This window comes from Ruminococcus sp. N15.MGS-57 (assembly GCF_000980385.1).
Lineage (GTDB): Bacteria > Bacillota > Clostridia > Oscillospirales > Ruminococcaceae > Hominimerdicola > Hominimerdicola aceti.
Genome location: NZ_LARF01000002.1, coordinates 62,163 through 81,928, shown reverse-complemented (window position 1 = coordinate 81,928; position 19,766 = coordinate 62,163). Strand labels below are relative to the sequence as shown.

Sequence of the window (19,766 nt, the reverse complement as noted above, 5' to 3'; positions counted from 1 at the left end):
CTAGTTTTTTCATAACCCTGTAAAGACTTTCAAGACAGCGTGTATACCCTTGTTTCCTGAGACGATGCCATAGTTCGGGAAGCTCAAGTGTCGGGTTCCGTTTGTGATACCTTTTGATAAGATCTATTTCTTCCTTGGTATGCTCATTGGGATGATGATGCGGTCGGCGTGATTTAACTGCAAGGGACTCCACACTTCCGTCCCAGCGTTTCAGCCAGAAATATATATATGAACGTGATTTATTGTATTTTCTGCTCGCTCGGCTCACTCCATATTTCTTTGCGTAATTCATTAAGGATTGACGAAACTTCATATCTTGTGTTATACTATTCATGAGAGATAGGCTTCCTTTCTGATTTGTATTTGTGTGGTAACTTTATTTTATCAGATTTTTGCCTATCTCTCTTTTCTTTTTTCTTAATTTTGTCCAATATCTATTGTAGCACTACACAAATTATTTTATAAATTTCCTCCAAACAGTTGATTTTACAGCGAAAATATGATAAAATTATAGTAATATATTTTATGAAAGGAACGATAGTTAATGAACGACAAGAAACCTATGGTCATGAGAATACTCGTTCTCGCTTTGGTTGCCGCACTTATACTCGGTCTGATCGTCGGAACTGTCATTAGTGCTGTATAATGGTGCATATCGGAAATAGCTGGGACGATATTCTGGCTGATGAGTTTAAAAAGGAATATTATTTGAAACTCCGTGAATTTTTGAAATACGAATATTCACACTTCACTGTTTATCCTGATATGCATGATATCTTCAATTCATTGAAGTACACGCCTTATGAAAATGTCAAGGCTGTTATCATTGGACAGGATCCTTACCATGGTCCGGGACAGGCTCATGGTCTTTGTTTTTCCGTTAAAGCTGGTGTTAATCCACCACCGTCTTTGCAGAATATTTTTAAAGAACTTAATGCTGATCTTGGTATCTCTTTCCCTAATAATGGCGAGCTTACCGATTGGGCTAAGCAGGGCGTGCTGATGATGAACACTGTTCTTACTGTTCGTCAGGGTCAGCCTAATTCTCATAAGGGTAAAGGCTGGGAGCAGCTTACTGACGCTGTAATAAAAAAGCTTAATGAGCGTAATGTGCCTACTGCGTTTATCCTCTGGGGTGGCAATGCTAAGGCTAAGGCACCACTGATAACTAACCCTATTCATGCAGTATTCAAGGCAGCTCATCCATCTCCATTGTCTGCGTATAATGGTTTTTTCGGATGCAGACATTTTTCTAAGGTTAACGATTTCCTTGTAAGTAACAATATTCAGCCAATAGATTGGACAATAAGCAATAAGTAAAAAATAACCTCGGTTTGTATCACTACAGGCCGAGGTTTTATTTTTATAGTTTTTTGATGTGCTGTATAAGCAACGCTACGCCCATTACAATGAGGTTGTAGACGATAACTAGCGTTGGAGTAAGCTGAACAAATGAACCTGCTAGCATCATTATAAGGGCTATGAGCGCCGCAAGTATCGTTGCACCATACATCACTGACGCACCAAGTTCTGCGGTAAATTTGAGCCTTTTTGCGCCTATCACAAGCATTGCAAATGACGGAAAATGTCCGCTGCAAAGCATTGATGAAGCCTGACGTGGAACGTACTCGGTTTCGCTTTCGTAATCCTTGTGATATCTGAAACTGAGAAGCTTAACGCTGTCGCTTTCAATATCAAAGAGATCTGAGAGAAAACGCTGTGAAAGAAAGCCGTCAACTGTTCTTATTACTGTTGTGATACCTTCAAGTTCAAGCTCCTGAAGCCAACGTGTAACGGACAGATTAGGCGATACCTGAATAACGAACATTGCTGCTGTTATTCCAGAAATAGAAAGATATACAGCAACATTCCCATTTGTATACTCCTTCTCTTTTGCTTCTGACGGCAGACCGTCAATAGAGTGGTTTTCCATAAGCTCTCTTGTACCAAGAAGTACACGTTTGTTTTCTATCCAGCCCGAAAGTCCAAGACCGTCCTCATAAATGTAGCTTTCAACAGGATAAAGCAACTCAGTCTTGCCTCTGAGCATTTTGTAGAATGTAGACTTAAGAACACTTCCCGATTGACAGCTAAGGCTTGCCGCCATTAAAATGCAGTCTTCAATAGAAATAGCTGAGAGAAGCTTAAGGTTTGCAAGCTCAATGCTTCCTTTAGGGAAAAGCTGTTCAGCGTCAACAAGAAGTGAATTTGTGTCAGCAAATTCATCAACAGAAGAATATCCCAGCATTACCGCTGAATACTGCAAATACTTCTTTGTAGCTCTTGCCAAAGGTACATTTACTATAAGCATTACCGCAAACGAAGAACACATGGTAACAGTGCCTGAGAAAGCCGCAAGTGCTATAAACAAACGTTCTTTCATGTTTGACGCACCCTTATCAAATATAAGTGACAAAAGTGCTATAACAACGCCTGCAATGAGGATATAAGGGCTTATTTTCTTTGAATACTCATCTGAGATATCAGAAGTGTAGCTGTTCTTCATAAAATCGTCCACAAACTCGGTTTTGCGCATAGCTGCTATCTTTGGCTCTGCAACAGCACCTCTTGTGAAGTTTTCTGCTATTTCCTCATCTTCAACGGATGTAACTGCATATCTCTCAAAATCTCCTGCAACGTACCTAAAATTACGCTCAGTACGTTTTACCACCATAAGTTTTCCAAGAGTATTGAATATCAGACCCACGATTGCAACGGATATGTAAACATGGTAAACACTGTCACGAATAGACTCAGGATCAAATAGATTTATTATTCCTGCAATGACTGTAATAAAAATACCTATCGCTGCTATTGTATCATTATCTGCCTCTTTTTTAAATAGGCTTTTCATTCCTGCAAGAAGCACGTTATAGCACACTGCTATAGAAATAAGGCCCAAAATAGTGTTTGTAAACAGATATGCCGCAGGGGTTATCGTTCTGTCAAATGTCTTTATAAGAGGCAGTTCCAGGTCATTTGCAACCGTGATGAATGTGCTGAAAATACCCGTAAACAGAAGTACACAAAGCCTTAGAACAAGGTTGCTCTTCACATGACGGATAGAGCCAAAGACCTTTTCGGCGTCATCAAACTTCTTAAATTCCATCTGCCCTGCCTTGTCTTTATCGTTTGTATCATCACTGTCAGGCTCGCTTTCCTGCTCGTCAGTTTTAAGAACAAAGCTGTCAACTTTCTTCTTTCTGTGCTGTGACAATATAGAGGATTTTTCCTCATAGGTGGCGTCATCAGGGATAAGTGCCTTGTCAAACTCCTCTGTTTTCGGGATTATTTTTCCCGTCAGTCCCATTTTGATATCTTTAAGGCTTGCCCTGTTCACAGGCGGAATGCTCTGCTTTGCAGCCTTGCCTTTTTTATGTTTGGTGAGATTATTTATAAGTGCAGCATTTTCCTCGTTACGTTTTTTCTCATTCGTATGATCTGACGCCAATTCATCATCAAAATCTGTTGCTTTTATTGGATCATAGTCGTCACTGTCTATATCACTGGTATCATTATCTTTTTCAATACTCTCATCAATATTAGTATCTTCATTAGTATCTTCATTTAAAATTTCATCGTTTTCCTGTGACTCGTCAGTTTTTAAATCTTTTTCAACTTTTTCGCTGTATTCTGAAATTATATCGTCTATTGAGAATTTATCAGCCAAAGCTTTAACCTCCCTGTTCCTTATAGATTTCTCTGTCTTACGGCTTCATACATAAAAATGCCCGCCGCAACGGAAGCATTCAAAGAATTGACTTTGCCTGCCATAGGCAAACTAAGCAAAAAATCACATTTATCTTTTATTAAACGTCCCATGCCGAAGCCCTCAGAGCCGACTATCAGCCCTATAGGACCAGTTAGCTTAACTTCAGTATAGCTCTGTCCCTCGCCGTCAGTTCCATATATCCACACACCGTTTTCTTTAAGCATATCAATAGTTGCTGCAAGATTTGAAACTCTTGCAACAGGCAACCAGCTTGCTGCACCTGCGGACGTTTTGAAAACAGTTGCGTTCAATGATGCACTTCTTCTCTTTGGAATGATAACGCCGTGAGCACCTGCCGCCTCAGCCGTTCTGATTATTGCACCAAGATTGTGCGGATCTTCTATCTCATCGCAAATGATAATGAAAGGATCCTCTCCCTTTTCATTTGCGATGCTGAGAATATCCTCCGGAGACACATACTCCGCACACGCACCCATAGCAATAACACCCTGATGTGAAGCTCCCCTGCTCATATTGTTGAGTTTTGTTTCGGTAACACGCTTGACATTTATGCCTTTTTCCTTTGCAAGTCTACAGATAAGTGTTATAGAGCCTTTAGCCTCAGGGTTAATATAGATAGTGTCGATCAGCTTATTTGCTTTTAAAGCCTCAATAACAGGGTTTCTGCCAATTATAAGCTGCAGTTCATTTTCTTCGTCTAAATTATTATTTTTATCTTGATAATTACTCATTGAATTTTCCTTTTCAAAAAAATATACTACTCGTAATTATACCACAAAAAAAACATAATGCCAATAGTAAACAGGCTTTTTATACAGACTTTCGACGATTTACACAAATTTTATCAATGATATTTATGCTTATCACATACACAATGCGATAAGCAGCAGAACAAGCATTGCCACACCCATTATAGTTGATATCACAGCCACAGAGTTGAATTTTCTGTTGGTCGAAAACATTTTGTCCCCCGTTATCGCACTTGCGATATCAACAGCATTTTTTCTTAAAATATCAGGTTGTAGATGTTTTTTGTTTGCGTTTACAAATAATAGAATCTTATCAAAACATTCATTTTCTGTACACTTTATTTCGATGATTTGTTTATTAATTCCTTTGAGCATTACAGTCAACTCCTCTAAATACCAATTACTTGATTATATTACTGATTGTTGGCATTTAAAAAGTGCAATATTCAACATTTCAACGCAAAAATGTTGAATATGAAAAGTTTTCAACATTCGTAGGGGCATTTTCTGTTGAAAACCATGTTGAAAACGTTGAAAACTCATGGTTTTATCGGTATTTGCAGGCTGTTGAAAACTTCATATTATAACGAAAATCGACCATTTAAGCGAAAAAACGCTAACTTTTGGGAACAAATACACACGAGAATGTTACGAATATATTAACACACAAACTTGTCTGTTGAAGGTTATTTGTTAGCAGCGGAATGACCGCACTTTACATAATTTTTGAATTTGTTTGAGAATAAATTTACAATGCTAGATCCAAAGTACAAAAAAATGACCTGTTCAAAGAACAATGACCTATTAAATGATATAAGCTGATCTTCTGTACATATAATTGTACTTTTACAATCTTCTGCATAAAATCTAAGCTGTAACCATTGTAACGAAAAGTAACGAAAATTTCTTATCTTGTGGTAAGAAATTTTATAGCACGCTCTATGGAGTCTTTTGAGTTTCCCCAATCGGCATTTGCTCCTGTGTTACGGTAGTCATACATCTTGCAGTAGTGTGATACGTCCGCTTCAAGAGTGTCAAGATATTTGCTTGTCAGCTCGCCGCAAGCGTCAATAAACTGCTTCTGATATTTCTTATCCATACTTTCAGTACACATAGACACTAAAAGGTCATAGTGCGGCAGACAAAGCATTTCCTGCTGAGCAAAAAGATCTCTGAAATCACGCTGTTGAACATACATCTCAAACAGCGTAACGAGTATCCTTGACATTCCCCAATCCACCTTGCTGCATACAAAACATTCGTTATTAACTGCGCTGACTTTCTTTTGCTTTGCTGTCTTGCCCTCGAACATTTTCTTTCGTGTGAAAATATGCTTTTGCATATCCTGCAAATGTGATTGAAGCATAAGCGCAAGTGACAATCTATTTTTGCAGGCTCTCATCTGTTCAAAATGTGTTTTGCAGAAACCGAGCTTATTGGTCTCCATACGCACGTCTGGCTCCATCATAGCCGCTCCCATTATGTACTCAACAGTTCTCTGCTCCAACGTATCACGCAGGCGGCATATTGGACAGCCGCATTTCGGCTCAAATATATCTGTGACAGGTATTGTCAGAATGCTTTCTCTCATATGATCTATCCTTTCTTAGATATGTTTATTTTATCCGCTTGAAAAATACTAATATTTATAGTATAATATTTTTTGTAGAATTTTGCAAGTAGATTCGATGATTTTATGATAAATAGGAGCTGAATTTTATGGATTATACACAAAGCGGCAGTGACATTTTGCTGAAACAGCCTGATTTTGGACTAGATGATACACTTGATTGCGGACAGGCTTTTCGCTGGGAGAAGATAGATAAAAAAACTTACAGCGGAGCTTTCCTTAACAACAAACTTACCATAAGTGAGGAACCCGAAAATGGCGTGTTTAGGTTTCATGACACTACTGTGCAGAACTTTGAAAACATTTGGATCGATTATTTTGACCTGAATACTGATTACGGGGAGCTTAAACGCCGCTTCTCTGAGAACGAAACTCTGTCAAAAGCCTGCTCATTTGCAGGCGGCATAAGAATACTCAGGCAGGACAGTTGGGAGGCGTTATCTTCCTTTATAATAAGTCAGAATAACAATATCCCAAGGATAAAGGGCATTATAGGACGTTTGTGTGAGCATTATAGCGGCTACCCTTCTGCAGAAGATATGGCAGATGAAACTATAGACAGCCTTGCATATCTGCGTTCAGGGTTCAGAGCAAAATATCTTGTTGACGCCATTGAAAAGGTTTTGAGCGGTGAGATAGACTACCAAAATATAAAAGAAATGCCCCTTGACGATGCACGAAACGAGCTTATGAAGATCAAGGGCGTTGGTCCGAAAGTTGCTGATTGTACACTGCTTTTCGGCTTTTACAAAACGGACGCCTTCCCAAAAGACGTGTGGGTGAAGCGAGTGCTTGCACAGTGGTATCCGAACGGACTTCCCTCTTGTGTGAAGGGTGTCGAGGGCATTGCACAGCAATATCTATTCCACTACATAAGAAATACCCAGAAATAACAAAAGACCCGATCGTAGAGTTTTCCACGGTCGGGTCTGATATTTTATTACATAGACTCTGGGCAAGTTATCTTGAGCATATCAAGAATATTCTTTATTACCTGCTTAACTGCAAGTGAAAGTGAAAGTCTTGCCTGCATAACGCTCTCGTTTTCTCCCATGATACGGCAGTTGTTATAGAACTTGTGATACATTGTAGCAAGGTCTATAACATACTTTGTTACCTTAGCTGGGTCATAAGCCTTTGCAGCCTCGTTTATAACGTTTGGCAGAGTAGCAAGGTGTTTTATCATCTCCTGCTCCTCAGGCGCTGTGAGGACGCTGAGAGCCGCCTTGTCGAGGCTCTTAACTTCAATGCCCTCTTCGTTCATCTTTTTAAGGACAGAACAAATTCTTGCGTGTGCATACTGTACATAGTAAACTGGGTTCTGGCTTGTCTGAGATACGGCAAGGTCAAGGTCAAAATCAAAATGAGAATTAGGCTCACGGAGATTGAAGAAAAATCTTGCTGCGTCTATCGGTATTTCGTCAAGAAGAGTTGACAGAGTGATAGCTTTGCCTGAACGCTTGGAAAGCTTATACTTTTCGCCGTTACGGACAAGGTTTACCATTTGCATGATAACAATGTCAAGTCTGTCAGCGTCAACGCCAAGTGCTGTCATAGAAGCTTTAATACGAGCTATATATCCGTGGTGGTCCGCACCGAAAATATCTACAGCCTTATCGAATTTTCTTACTGCAAGCTTGTTGTAGTGATATGCGATATCAGGCACAAGATATGTTGGCACACCGTTTTCACGAACGAGAACTCTATCCTTTTCGTCACCGAACTCTGTTGTTTTAAACCAAAGGGCACCGTCTTTTTCATAGGTATGACCGCTTGCTTTGAGCTGTTCGATAACTCTCTGAACTGAGCCGTCCTTATGAAGTGTGCTTTCGTTGAACCACTTGTCATACTGTATTCTATATTTGCCAAGATCGTCGTGAAGCTTCTGAATGTTCTTTGGCAAAGCAAAATCGCAAAGTGCCTGACGGCGTTCTTCACTGTCAGCGTTCACATACTTGTCGCCGTATATCTCATTGAATGCGTTTGCATGGTCGATTATGTCCTGACCCTGATAAGCGTCCTCAGGAAGCTCAGTTTCAGGCTTGTATATCTGAAGATATCTAACTTCGAGTGAAGTCTTGAACTTCTCTATCTGATTGCCTGCGTCATTGATATAGAACTCTCTTGCTACCTCATAGCCAGCCTTTTCGAGAACTGAGGCAAGACAATCGCCTATAGCTCCGCCTCTTGCATTGCCAATGTGCATAGGACCTGTTGGATTTGCAGAAACAAATTCCACAAGAACGCTCTTCCCTGCGCCAAGGTCAGTTTCACCGTATTTCTCTTTCTGCTCCAAAACAGTGGCAACTACAGTTGCATACCATTCAGTAGAATAGAAAAAGTTGATGAACCCAGGACCTGCCACTTCACATCTTGCAAAGTATGAGCCGTTAAGGTCTATCTTTGATACGATAGCTTCTGCTATTTTTCTTGGATTGTTTCTGAAAGGTCTTGCACATACCATTGCGGCATTAGTGGAAACGTCACCGTTTTTTGAGTCGGCAGGTATCTCCGTATTAAATGCAGGAACAGGCTCTGCTGGAAAAGTTCCGTCTGCAACAAGCTCGCCCATAGCCTTCATTACAAGCTCCTTAGCCTGAATAAATGCGTCGCTTATGAGATTAGTCATATTATTTTTCCGTCCTTCCAAATATAATTATGCGACAACATTTGCCGCTTTTACTTCTATAGCTATCTCAAAATCACCGATATAGCTTGAATTGACATCTAAAACATAGTGAAAGAAAAGCATTCCACCGTTTTCGTCAAGATCTGATCTTATGGTTTTAGCGGTTATGCCTATCATAAAATCACCGTATGGAGTGCCATAAACGCAATGCTGCTTTTCGCCTATATCAACAACAAGATTCGCTTCAACCGTTCCGGTTCTGTTCATAGTCACCTTGCGGCAGCCTTCGGTTTCTAGCGTTGTAACGCTTCCTTCAAATCCTGTTGCCTCAGACTCCTCATACGATATGCGATATCCTTTTTCGGTTGCTTCATAAAGTCCTGCTGAGATAAGCTCTGTTTCTTCTTTTGTATTACCGTCGCTTTGACGGCTAACAAGTTTTATTGATACTTCCTTGCTGGTCAAATAAAATCCTCCAGTTTACAGCTTTAGGCTGCATTTTGATATTTGTGCATTAATATTGTTTCCGAGAAAACGTTCAACATTCTCAGAAAACAGCTCAACGCTGTCGGTACAGTAAAGCTCAAGGCTCTCACGCTCTTCTCTTTCAGCCGTATCATCGCTGTATGAAAGGGAGTTGAGTGCATATTTCGCAAGCTCTGCACCTGATGAAACAAGTGTTACGCCCTTGCCCATTATATCTGAAATTAGTTCAGTGAGGTGTGGATAGTGAGTACAGCCGAGAATAAGCGTATCAACGTTTTCTTTTTTCATTATTTCAAGATACTCCTGTGCGATATATCTTGCAGGCACGCAGTCAGGGGCAGTATAGCCATTCTCTACCAGTGGCACGAACATAGGACAAGCCTTGCCGACCACCTTAATGTTAGGGTTAATGCTTCTTATAGCTTTGCCGTAAATGCCGCTCTTTATGGTCGCACTTGTGGCTATAACGCCTATCCTGTTATTCTTTGTAGCAGAGCAGGCAGCCTTTACAGCAGGCTCAACAACTCCGCTTATGGAGATATCTGACTTTATATCCATTGCAGGCAATACAGAAGAAACTGTACCGCAAGCAACGAGTATCATTTTAACGTTATGCTGTTTAAGAAACTCTATATCCTGTCTGGCATAGCTCATTATAGTCTCTCTGCTTTTTGAGCCGTATGGCACTCTTGCCGTGTCGCCAAGATAAACGATATTTTCATTTGGCAGAAGCTTTATAAGCTCCTTCACACAGGTAAGCCCGCCAACTCCTGAGTCGAAAACTCCAATGGCGGCGTTATTCATAATCAACCTCCGCCTTATCAAGTGCCAGTTTGATAAGCTTATCTTCCTGCTGTGCAGGGGTCATTCCCTCGTACTGCATAAGCTGTGGATACATACTTATAGGCGTGTGACCTGGGAGAGTATTTATCTCGTTAAGAATAACAGTGCCGTCTTTCATAAGGAAGAAGTCTACTCTTGAAAGTCCGCTGCAGCCCATTGCTCTGTATGCCTTGACAGCCGTCTTTCTTATTTCTTCAATGCTCTCCTCGCTCATTCTTGCAGGGATAAGCGTTTTGGAAGCGGCGTCATTATATTTTGCGTCAAAATCGTAAAACTCGTCATTTGCGGAGCATACTTCACCGACAGTTGAAGCAAAAGGCTCGTCATTGCCCATTACTGCACACTCGCACTCCATGCCAACTATAGTTTCTTCTACAATGACCTTGCTGTCATGAGCAAATGCAAGCTTGATAGCAGATTTAAGCTCGTCTCTGTTTTTAGCCTTTGAAACTCCTACTGAAGAACCGCAGTTTGCAGGCTTGACGAACATAGGATAGCCAAGCTTGCTTTCCATTTCGTCACACTTTTTGTCAAGATGTGAAAGCTCTGAGGTTATAATGCCTACCCACTTTGCTGTCTTTATGCCGTTTGCGTCAAGAACAGTGTGTGTAAGTCCCTTATCCATGCAGTTTGCAGAGGATATGCAGTCACAGCCTACAAATGGTATCTCAGCAAGCTGAAAAAGCCCCTGAATAGTGCCGTCTTCACCGTTCTTTCCGTGAAGGACTGGGAAAATAACGTCAACTTTTACATTCTGATATTCGCCGTTTTCGCCAAGAGCGATAAAGCCCTTGTGAAGAGGGTCAGGGCTGAGAACGCATGGAACATTATCAGGGTGCTGTTCCCATTTGTTTGACGCAATATCGTCAACATCTCCTATATATTTCATCCAGTGACCTTTTTTTGTTATTCCGATACAAATAACATCATATTTGTCCTTTGGTATACTCTTTATAACGTGAGTTGCAGAAACAACAGATACGTCGTGCTCGTTTGATTTTCCGCCGAAAATAACGGCAACTCGGATCTTAGACATAAAAATTCGTCCTTTCTGAATTAGTATCATAATATTATAACATATTTAGACTTAAATTGCAAATCTTTTTTGTGCCAAAATATGCAGCAAACAGCTATAAATATTGTGTTTATTGCATAAGGCGTGGCTATTTGCCGTAGGCAGCGACTTTTTCAAAGTTCATATTTCCACCGAAAATGTCAAGGGCAGAGCCAATAGTGAAGTCTATCTTCCCTTTTCCGAGTTTTTTTAGCGTATCGAGGTCGTCAAATGACGAAATTCCTCCGGCATAGGTCGATGGAATGGTGCAGTATTCTCCCATTATCTTTGCTATCTGCGGCTCAATGCCCTTTGCTTTGCCCTCTGTGTCAACAGCATGGATAAGAAACTCATCGCAGTATTCTGAGAACATTTCTAGGGTCTGCCTGTTCATTTCGATGTCAGTGAACTTCTGCCAACGATCGGTCACAACATAATACTTTCCGTCCCTTTTGCGGCAGGAAAGGTCAAGAACAAGTCTGCTTTTGCCAACGGACTTCACCAGTCTGTTCAGATTATCGAAATTAACAACACCGTTTTTGAAAACAAAGCTCGTCACGATAACATGACTTGCGCCCTTTTCAAGAAATTGTGCGGCGTTTTCATCATTTATTCCGCCGCCTATCTGCAATCCGCCCTCAAATGCGGATAATGCACTGTAGGCTTGTTCGAGGTCTGCGTTGTAAAATTCGCTGCCGACAGGGTTCAGTATAATAATATGTCCTCCTGTCAGTCCGTATGACTTATAAAGCTTGCCATAATATGCACCGTCATATTCTGAAACGAAGTTATCCACAGCATAATTGTTTTTGTCAGAAAGGCTTCCGCCCACTATCTGTTTTACATTACCGTTATGGATATCTATGCAAGGTCTGAATTTCATTGCTCTCTCCTATCTGAATTTTCTCATGTATATCACCAAAACTATATCATTTCCGTTTTGGACGCGTTGACAGTATACTTGATGATCTGTATGCTTTTCGCAGAAGCTGTCAAAAACTTTGCTAAGCCCTTTGATATTTTCCTCATTGAAGTTCGTGTCTATCTGGTCAGTTTCACTGAATTGAAAATCACTCATATCTGACGTTACCGCCACGCTGTCCTGCATATTATCCAAAGCCTTTTCCATAAGGCTTTCTATCTCATTTACTGAGTTTATATGCGTAACTGTCTGCGTAATATAGCTGAACTTTGTACTATCTGTATCAGGAAGCTCTGTATCGTCCCAGACGTGTTTTGTTTTCATGTATTCTTTTGAGACGTTAAAATACTTGTGCCTTACTGGTCTATCCGTAAAGTCAGGGATAGGGTCGTCCCAGCAGGCATCAACATAATACCAACTACCGCCTATCTGAACTATGTTCCATGAATGATCGTCGCCCTCAAAATCTGTGGCGTATATGGTCTTGCAGGGTATTTCCAGCATATCCATAAAAAGCTGAAACGTTGTGGAATAGCCTGAGCATATTGCTTTTCCGTTTATAAGACAGCCATATGGATTATCAGAGTTTGGCAGGCCAATACCAAGCGCATTGAGATGTGCTTCGTCATAGCTTGCACACTGCACTATAAAGTCATGTATGGCAAGCTCTTTTTCATAATCGCTCATATCAGGTGTGATAAGGTCATTTATCGTCGAAACTGCTTTGTTGTATATTTCAAGCTGTTTATCATCAAGATTTGCTGTATTGCCTGAGAGATAAGCCTGAGATATAGGCGTGCTGTCATAGTATTTATCATTTCCGCTTTCGCTGTCAGCACTTGATGATGTAGTCACGGCAGAAGAATTATCCACAACTGTTGTGGGCTTTTGTGACTCTGTACAGCCTGTCAGACATAGTATCACCGCCGATAATAATATCAAAACAGTTTTTGCTTTCATGCTTTTCACCGCCTTGTTTTCTCTGATAACACAACTATTATATAATATACGCTTTGCCGTGTCAAGTAAGGATATCGTAAGAAATGAAAATTTATACAGTAAATTGACGTATACCATGCAAAAATATGCACTAAAACGCTATAAAATCAAGCAAATGTTTATATTTACCTTGACAAAAATCACAATTTGTTATAAAATATTAATATCAGTTATTTTTGAAAGGATTGTTGTTACAATGGGACTTACTTTAACAGAAAAAATACTTAAAGCACATCTTGTTGACGGCGAATTTGTTAAGGGTCAGGAGATCGGTATCCGTATCGACCAGACGCTTACTCAGGACGCAACAGGTACAATGGCTTATCTTGAGTATGAGGCAATGGGCGTTCCTCGTGTCAGAACGGAAAAGTCTGTAGCTTATATCGACCACAACACGCTTCAGTCAGGCTTTGAGAATGCCGACGACCACAGATTTATCGGTTCTGTCTGCAAGAAGCACGGCATTTATTTTTCACGTCCCGGAAACGGTATCTGTCATCAGGTACATCTTGAGCGTTTCGGTATACCAGGTAAGACCCTTATAGGCTCTGACAGCCACACTCCAACAGGCGGTGGTATCGGAATGATCGCTATAGGTGCAGGTGGACTTGATGTTGCAGTTGCAATGGGTGGTGGTGCTTATTACATCACATATCCTAAGATAGTAAAGGTAAATCTCACAGGCAAGCTTTCTCCATGGGTATCAGCTAAGGACGTTATCCTTGAAGTTCTCAGAAGAATGTCTGTAAAGGGCGGCGTAGGCAAAGTTATAGAATACTGCGGCGAGGGCGTAAAGACACTTACAGTCCCTGAGAGAGCAACTATCACAAATATGGGTGCTGAGCTTGGTGCAACTACATCTATCTTCCCTTCTGACGAAACAACACTTGCATTTCTGAAGGCTCAGGACAGAGCTGACGTATGGAGCGAGCTAAAGGCTGATGATGACGCTGTTTATGACGAACAGATAGATATCGATCTTTCACAGCTCGTACCACTGGCTGCCTGTCCTCATTCTCCTGACAACGTTAAGAGCGTAAATGAGATCGGAAAGCTTAAGATAGATCAGGTTTGTATCGGCTCATGCACAAACTCTTCTTATGTTGACATGATGAAAGTAGCTCACATTCTTAAGGGCAAGACAGTTGACCCTAGCGTTTCACTTGCAATCGCTCCAGGCTCAAAGCAGGTACTTAACATGATCGCTGAGAACGGCGCACTTGCTGATATGATAGCAGCAGGCGCAAGAATACTTGAATCCGCTTGCGGCCCATGTATCGGTATGGGTCAGTCACCTAACTCAAAGGGTGTTTCACTTAGAACATTCAACAGAAACTTCGAGGGACGTTCAGGCACAAAGGATGGTCAGATCTATCTGGTATCACCTGAAATGGCTGCTGTTTCAGCTCTCACAGGCTACCTCACTGACCCAAGAACACTTGGAGATATGCCTGAGTTCAAGCTTCCTGAACATTTCAAGATAAACGACAATATGGTTGTTCCGCCAGCTGACGAGGCTGATATGGACAGCGTTGAGGTTCTTAGAGGACCAAATATCAAGCCTTTCCCACAGACTTCACCGCTTGATGACAGCATTGATTGTCAGGTATCACTTAAGGTGGGCGACAATATCACAACCGACCACATCATGCCTGCAGGCGCAAAGATACTTCCATTGCGTTCAAATATCCCTGCTATCTCACAGCACTGCTTTACAGTATGTGATGAGGACTTCCCAAGACGTGCAAAGAACATGGGCAAGTCAATAATCGTTGGCGGCTCAAACTACGGTCAGGGTTCATCAAGAGAACACGCAGCACTTGCTCCTCTCTATCTTGGCATAAAGGCTGTTCTTGTTAAGAGCTTTGCAAGAATACACAGAGCTAATCTTATCAACGCAGGTATCCTTCCGCTCACATTTGTAAATGAAGCTGACTATGACAAGATAAATCAGGGTGATGAGATCGTTCTTGCTGACGTTCGTGCAGACGTTGAGGCTGATATGTCTAAGCTTACTGTTGTGAATAAGACAACAGGTGTTGAGATACCAGTTCTCTGCGAGCTTACAGGCAGAACAAAGGATATTATCCTTGCAGGCGGTCTGCTTGACTACACAAGAGAACAGCTTTCAAAATAATAAAGTCTGATATGGAGGTTTCCTATGGGGATTTTCTCGAAACTTTTCGGCACAAAGGACAGCACTCCGGCAATTAAGGACTATACTTTTATTACCGATATTGCCGCATTTATTACGGACAATGACAGCGAAGTTGTTTCAAAGCTTCGTGAATGTGCTAATGACCCTTGGGCTTATGCTGAGAAAAACGCTTCAAGATATTTGCAAAGAGGCGTAGTTGTTTCTGACAGGGAAGCAAATGATATTGACGATATCTGCTGGATAGGTATGATAGACGAACTTGAAGAAAACGGCTATCTCTTCCCTTGCGACTATTCAGAGGAGGTCGAGAATATTCTCTGGGGACTTTCACAGCTTAAAAACTACAGCTTGATTGAAAGCTATACAGACGACTTTGAGGCTGATGACGATGATGACGCTGAGGAGTTTGTACATAAGTTAAACAGCACTCTTAAAGGTGCTTGCATATGTATGATAGATATTGACAGCGACAGCTACGAGCTTATCATTGCAAGTCTTGATGTTTACAAAAAGATATCTGCGATAGCTAAAAACAACGGATATTCCATTATTACTTTATAGGAGGTCTTACCAATGGCAAAAATTCAGATGAAAACACCGCTCGTTGAAATGGACGGCGACGAAATGACCAGAATTATCTGGCAGGATATAAAGGATATTCTTCTTACTCCATATATTGACCTTAAAACAGAATACTATGATCTTGGCCTTGTTCATAGAAATGAGACCGACGATCAGGTAACTGTTGATTCTGCAAACGCTACAAAGAAATACGGCGTTGCTGTTAAGTGTGCAACTATCACACCGAACGCTGCAAGAATGCCTGAATACAACCTCAAGGAAATGTGGAAATCCCCTAACGGCACTATCAGGGCTATTCTTGACGGAACTGTTTTCAGAACTCCTATTCTTGTTAAGGGTATCACTCCATACATTCCTACATGGACAAAGCCTATCACTATCGCTCGTCATGCATACGGCGATGTTTACAAGAATGTTGAAATGAAATGCCCTGCTGGCTCAAAAGCAGAGCTTGTTTGCACTGACAAGGACGGCAAGGAAACTAGAGAAACAATTTACAACTTTGAGTGCGACGGTATTATTCAGGGTCAGCACAACAAGTCAACTTCTATCGCTTCATTCGCAAGAGCTTGCTTTAATTTTGCACTTGATAAGAAGCAGGATGTTTGGTTTGCTACAAAGGATACTATTTCAAAGAAGTATGACCACACATTCAAGGACATTTTCCAGGAGATATACGACAACGAGTACAAGGCTAAGTTTGAAGCGGCTGGTATTGAGTATTTCTACACTCTTATCGACGACGCTGTTGCGAGAGTTATTCGCTCAAACGGCGGTTATATCTGGGCCTGCAAGAACTATGACGGTGACGTAATGTCTGACATGGTAGCTACAGCATATGGCTCACTGGCTATGATGACTTCTGTTCTTGTTTCACCTGACGGAATCTATGAATATGAGGCTGCTCACGGCACTGTTCAGAGACACTATTACAAGCACCTCAAGGGCGAAGAAACTTCTACAAACTCAGTTGCCACACTGTTCGCATGGACAGGCGCTCTGAGAAAAAGAGGCGAACTCGATAACCTGCCTGAACTTATGAATTTTGCTGATTGTCTTGAAAAGGCAACTATTGAAACTATTGAAGACGGTGTTATGACAGGTGATCTTTATCTGCTTTCTACACTTGAAAATAAGAAGAAAGTAAATACAGTGGACTTCCTTAAGGCTGTTGACGAGAGACTTAAAAAGCTTCTGGGTTAATTTTCATATCAAAAATATTAAAAGCTGTAGCACTTTGCGGTGTTACAGCTTTTTTTAATAGAATATTATGCCAAGAAAGGCGGAGCTTACGATAATTGTGATCGGTGAGAGCTTGAATTTCTTCAGTTTCAAAAGAAGCACATCTGCCAAGGCTATGAGCAGGAATATTATCAACGCTTTATAGTCAAAAGCAGGCTTTGAATTTATGGTGGTGATATTTAGCAGTGAAGATAAAGCCATTGTAATGCCAGTGGCGAGTATCATTGCAACAACGCAAGGACGAATGCCTGAAAGCATTGCTTTTACCCCTGAGTATTTCAGCAAATCCTTCATGATCGAAGCTATGATGAATATTATCACGAACGAAGGCAACACAACGCCAAGAGTGGCTATCAATCCGCCTATGAAACCTGCCTGCGATGAGCCTACAAAGGTCGCCATGTTCACGGCAAGTGGTCCAGGTGTGGACTCAGATACGGCAATAAAGTTCACAAATTCGTCCTCACTGAGCCAGCCAAAGGTAAGAACTTTTTCACGGATAATGGATATCATTCCGTATCCTCCGCCGAATGACACTGCGCCTATTTCCAGAAAAATGAGAAAAAGTTTGAGATATATCATTTTATTGTACTTCTCTTTCTGAGGGTTTTAATCAGATACACGGCAATGCCCACAGCACCACTTATGATAATATAAAATACTGATGAAAACTTCACAGAAAAAAGTGTGAAAAGTATCATCATTATGAAAACTCCAAGAATTATAATTTTGTCAAGCAATGTGTTATCAAGTGCTTTCAACATTCTTAGTCCTGCAGTAAGTATGAGATATATTACGCCCACCTGAATGCCACGGAATCCAGCGTAGACTACTTTTAAAGACAGAAATTTGTCAAAGAAAAGTGATATTATGTAGATTATAAAAAACGACGGTATGCACACACCGACAGTTGCCGCAATAGCACCCAGCACACCGCCTATTTTGTAGCCGATATATGTAGCACTGTTTACAGCAGTTGGTCCGGGGGTGGACTCTGATATAGCTGTCATATCGAGAAATTCTTTTTTATCAAGCCAATTTTTGCGCACACAAAATTCTGTTTCTAGCAAGGCTATCATTGCATATCCTCCGCCAAAGGTAAAAACGCCTATCTTAAGAAAGGTCAGAAACAATGTTCTTATATTTGAATTGTCATTTTTCAAAAAAACTCACCTCTTTTTATATTATAACGAACTTGTCCTAGTAAGTCAATGCTTTTATTAGTATTTGCTGATTTATTACGAAACATTAAAATAATCTATAATTATGTGTAAAACAGTTGACAATAGTCGATATATGGTGTATAATATATTTTGTTAAAAATTAAATAGCCTTATCAAGAGTGGTGGAGGAAACAGGTCCTGTGAAGCCCAGCAACCTAGCGTTAGTTAAGGTGCTAAATCCTGCGGTTATTTCCGAAAGATGAGGAAATTGAGTAATTTCAAGCGTTTCGGAATGAAGCGCTTTTTTTGTGGCTGTTTTTAGATTAACAAATATTCAGAAAAGAGGTATTTTTATGTCAAAGTATTTATTTACATCTGAGTCGGTTACTGAGGGACATCCTGACAAAATATGCGATCAGATCTCTGACGCTATACTTGACGCTCTGCTGGAGCAGGACCCTATGTCAAGAGTTGCCTGCGAAACGGTCACTACAACAGGTGTAGTAATGTGCATGGGCGAGATAACAACAAAGGCTATAATCGACATACCACAGATCGTTAGAGATACAGTTGTCGGTATAGGCTATGACAGAGCCAAGTATGGTTTTGACGGACACACCTGTTCAGTTCTCACAACTATAGACAAGCAGTCGCCTGATATTGCAATGGGTGTTGACAACGCTCTCGAAGGCAGAGCTGAAAACGCATTCGATACAGGTGCAGGCGATCAGGGTATCATGTTCGGTTTTGCTTGTGACGAAACACCTGAACTTATGCCAATGCCTATATCACTTGCTCACAAGCTTGCTCTTAAACTTACAGAAGTCAGAAAGAACGGCACTTTGCCATATCTCAGACCGGACGGAAAAACTCAGGTAACAGTTGAATATGATGATGGCAAGCCAACAAGAGTTGACGCTGTTGTAGTTTCTTCACAGCATGATGACGCTGTAACACTGGAGCAGATAAGAGAAGATATTATCGAGAACGTTATAAAGACAGTTATCCCTGCTGAACTTCTTGATGAGAACACTACTTATTTTGTAAACCCAACAGGTAGATTTGTAGTCGGCGGTCCTCAGGGCGACAGTGGTCTGACAGGAAGAAAGATAATCGTTGACACATATGGTGGATATGCTCGTCATGGTGGTGGTGCTTTCTCAGGAAAAGATCCTACAAAGGTTGACAGAAGCGCAACATATGCTGCAAGATACGTTGCAAAGAATATCGTTGCAGCAGGTCTTGCCAAGAAGTGCGAGGTTGAGCTTGCGTATGCTATCGGTGTTGCTCACCCTGTTTCAATCATGGTCGACACATACGGCACAGGAAAGGTTTCTGATGAAAAGATAGAGGCAGCTGTAGAAAAGGTATTTGACCTTCGCCCTGCTGCAATAATCAAGAGCCTTGACCTTAGAAAGCCACAGTACAAGCAGCTTGCAGCTTATGGTCATATGGGACGTGAGGATCTTGATGTAGCTTGGGAAAAGACAGACAAGATCAATGATCTTCTTGAAGCAGTTAAATAATAAATATCAAAGCCTTGACAGGAATGTGCCTGCCAAGGCTTTTTTGTGTT

17 protein-coding genes, 1 pseudogene and 1 riboswitch are annotated in these 19,766 nt (G+C 41.0%); of the genes and pseudogenes, 6 read left to right on the top strand and 12 right to left on the bottom strand.

Annotated elements, in window-relative coordinates; translation table 11 throughout:
- Positions 1 to 292, bottom strand: a pseudogene (locus WS40_RS11205) (IS481 family transposase); the annotation flags it as partial.
- Between the two features lie 353 nt (positions 293 to 645).
- Between WS40_RS11205 and WS40_RS00800 the strand changes: the two are divergent.
- Entirely contained in the window at positions 646 to 1,320 is a 675-nt protein-coding gene (locus WS40_RS00800) for a uracil-DNA glycosylase (RefSeq protein ID WP_046439347.1), read from the top strand.
- Between the two features lie 43 nt (positions 1,321 to 1,363).
- On the opposite strand, the gene WS40_RS00795 is transcribed toward WS40_RS00800, so the two are convergent.
- From WS40_RS00795 to WS40_RS00780, 3 genes are all read right to left on the bottom strand, one after another.
- A complete protein-coding gene (locus WS40_RS00795; RefSeq protein WP_046439345.1) occupies positions 1,364 to 3,670 on the bottom strand; it encodes a hypothetical protein in 2,307 nt (768 codons plus the stop codon).
- A 20-nt stretch (positions 3,671 to 3,690) separates the two neighbouring features.
- Positions 3,691 to 4,464 (bottom strand): 23S rRNA (guanosine(2251)-2'-O)-methyltransferase RlmB, encoded by a 774-nt coding sequence (rlmB, locus tag WS40_RS00790; protein ID WP_038671989.1) that lies wholly within the window; start codon positions 4,462 to 4,464, stop codon positions 3,691 to 3,693.
- Between the two features lie 925 nt (positions 4,465 to 5,389).
- Entirely contained in the window at positions 5,390 to 6,073 is a 684-nt protein-coding gene (locus WS40_RS00780; RefSeq protein ID WP_022286904.1) for a DUF6062 family protein, read from the bottom strand.
- Positions 6,074 to 6,201: 128 nt separating this feature from the next.
- Here WS40_RS00780 and WS40_RS00775 point away from each other — a divergent pair, with 128 nt between their 5' ends.
- Positions 6,202 to 7,005, top strand: a complete 804-nt coding sequence (locus WS40_RS00775; RefSeq protein WP_022286903.1) for a DNA-3-methyladenine glycosylase family protein — start codon at positions 6,202 to 6,204, stop codon at positions 7,003 to 7,005.
- Between the two features lie 47 nt (positions 7,006 to 7,052).
- Here the strand turns inward: WS40_RS00775 and argS are convergent, their stop codons facing one another.
- The 6 genes from argS to WS40_RS00745 form a co-directional block, all read right to left on the bottom strand.
- Positions 7,053 to 8,741 (bottom strand): arginine--tRNA ligase, encoded by a 1,689-nt coding sequence (gene argS / locus WS40_RS00770; RefSeq protein WP_046439341.1) that lies wholly within the window; start codon positions 8,739 to 8,741, stop codon positions 7,053 to 7,055.
- Positions 8,742 to 8,768: 27 nt separating this feature from the next.
- Positions 8,769 to 9,206 (bottom strand): DUF1934 domain-containing protein, encoded by a 438-nt coding sequence (locus tag WS40_RS00765; protein WP_022286901.1) that lies wholly within the window; start codon positions 9,204 to 9,206, stop codon positions 8,769 to 8,771.
- 15 nt (positions 9,207 to 9,221) lie between these two features.
- Complete coding sequence (murI, locus tag WS40_RS00760; protein ID WP_046439338.1) at positions 9,222 to 10,031, bottom strand: glutamate racemase; 810 nt, start codon at positions 10,029 to 10,031, stop codon at positions 9,222 to 9,224.
- Positions 10,024 to 11,106: a D-alanine--D-alanine ligase family protein gene (locus tag WS40_RS00755; protein WP_022286899.1), complete on the bottom strand. Its 1,083-nt coding sequence runs from the start codon at positions 11,104 to 11,106 to the stop codon at positions 10,024 to 10,026. The genes murI and WS40_RS00755 overlap by 8 nt, the downstream gene beginning before the upstream one ends.
- Before the next feature lie 127 nt (positions 11,107 to 11,233).
- Positions 11,234 to 12,007 (bottom strand): phosphoribosylformimino-5-aminoimidazole carboxamide ribotide isomerase, encoded by a 774-nt coding sequence (gene hisA, locus WS40_RS00750; RefSeq protein ID WP_046439335.1) that lies wholly within the window; start codon positions 12,005 to 12,007, stop codon positions 11,234 to 11,236.
- A 9-nt stretch (positions 12,008 to 12,016) separates the two neighbouring features.
- Positions 12,017 to 13,006 (bottom strand): transglutaminase domain-containing protein, encoded by a 990-nt coding sequence (locus WS40_RS00745; RefSeq protein WP_325208343.1) that lies wholly within the window; start codon positions 13,004 to 13,006, stop codon positions 12,017 to 12,019.
- A gap of 235 nt (positions 13,007 to 13,241) precedes the next feature.
- On the opposite strand from WS40_RS00745, the gene WS40_RS00740 reads away from it, so the two are divergent.
- Genes WS40_RS00740 through WS40_RS00730 form a run of 3 tightly spaced genes read left to right on the top strand, consistent with a single transcriptional unit; the run spans position 13,242 to position 16,988 of the window.
- On the top strand, positions 13,242 to 15,182 hold the full coding sequence (locus tag WS40_RS00740) for an aconitate hydratase (protein ID WP_022286896.1): 1,941 nt from the start codon (positions 13,242 to 13,244) through the stop codon (positions 15,180 to 15,182).
- Between the two features lie 24 nt (positions 15,183 to 15,206).
- The gene (locus WS40_RS00735) at positions 15,207 to 15,764 is read left to right on the top strand and encodes a DUF6630 family protein (protein WP_046439333.1); all 558 of its coding nucleotides are present in this window, start codon (positions 15,207 to 15,209) and stop codon (positions 15,762 to 15,764) included.
- Positions 15,765 to 15,776: 12 nt separating this feature from the next.
- A complete protein-coding gene (locus tag WS40_RS00730; RefSeq protein ID WP_038671977.1) occupies positions 15,777 to 16,988 on the top strand; it encodes an NADP-dependent isocitrate dehydrogenase in 1,212 nt (403 codons plus the stop codon).
- Positions 16,989 to 17,042: 54 nt separating this feature from the next.
- On the opposite strand, the gene WS40_RS00725 is transcribed toward WS40_RS00730, so the two are convergent.
- Positions 17,043 to 17,609, bottom strand: a complete 567-nt coding sequence (locus tag WS40_RS00725) for a chromate transporter (RefSeq protein ID WP_022286894.1) — start codon at positions 17,607 to 17,609, stop codon at positions 17,043 to 17,045.
- On the bottom strand, positions 17,606 to 18,190 hold the full coding sequence (locus WS40_RS00720; protein ID WP_081855986.1) for a chromate transporter: 585 nt from the start codon (positions 18,188 to 18,190) through the stop codon (positions 17,606 to 17,608). Before WS40_RS00720 ends, WS40_RS00725 begins: the two co-directional genes overlap by 4 nt.
- Before the next feature lie 167 nt (positions 18,191 to 18,357).
- Positions 18,358 to 18,456: riboswitch (SAM riboswitch) on the top strand.
- Between the two features lie 87 nt (positions 18,457 to 18,543).
- Between WS40_RS00720 and metK the strand changes: the two genes are divergently transcribed.
- Complete coding sequence (gene metK, locus WS40_RS00715; protein WP_038671975.1) at positions 18,544 to 19,716, top strand: methionine adenosyltransferase; 1,173 nt, start codon at positions 18,544 to 18,546, stop codon at positions 19,714 to 19,716.
- The last annotated feature ends 50 nt before the right edge of the window (positions 19,717 to 19,766 follow it).